The organism is Clostridioides sp. ES-S-0006-03, from assembly GCF_020662275.1.
Taxonomy (GTDB): domain Bacteria; phylum Bacillota; class Clostridia; order Peptostreptococcales; family Peptostreptococcaceae; genus Clostridioides.
On the sequence record NZ_JADGMM010000042.1, the window covers coordinates 1 to 584 of the forward strand.

Sequence of the window (584 nt, forward strand, 5' to 3'; positions counted from 1 at the left end):
ATTATAGGCATATCATTTTGAGCTGATGCTGCACCAATACTTACTGCATCTGCTAATCCTTTTTCACCATTAACTACTGATATTTTTGATACATTACTAATTCCTTTTAATTCTTTAGCAAGATTTAGAGAAGTCTCATATCTATCATTTCCTGAAATTCTAGATACAGACATATTATCTGACTTTATAGTATCTAAAGATTTTTCGTTTACAGAAGCTTCACCACCGATTACATATACATTTTTAACTTTTAATCTCTTTAATTCAGCTAAAGTCTTCTCATTTATTTGAGAACTTCCAGTTAGCAATATAGGAGCATCTTTTTTATATGCAAATGATGTTGCAGCCAAAGCATCTGCAATTGCAGAATCATTTATTAAAACAGCATTTTCAGCGTTTTCCCAACCTGCTTGGCTTATCTTAATAGAAGTTTCATATCTATCAGTTCCTGTTAATGCATTTGCATTTACTTCATCTTGGTATGTAACTTCAAATTTGGCATTTGGACTTCCTAAGAAAGCTATTACGCCTCCTTTTGGCAATCTAACTCTATTATTCTTTGTCACTAAAGAGTAATTTACAGG

The 584-nt window shown here is 31.7% G+C and carries 1 protein-coding gene; it reads right to left on the reverse strand.

What is annotated here, in order from left to right:
• Positions 1-584 (reverse strand): cell wall-binding repeat-containing protein (locus IR151_RS20060; RefSeq protein ID WP_227437676.1); only part of this gene is annotated, 584 nt, incomplete at both ends.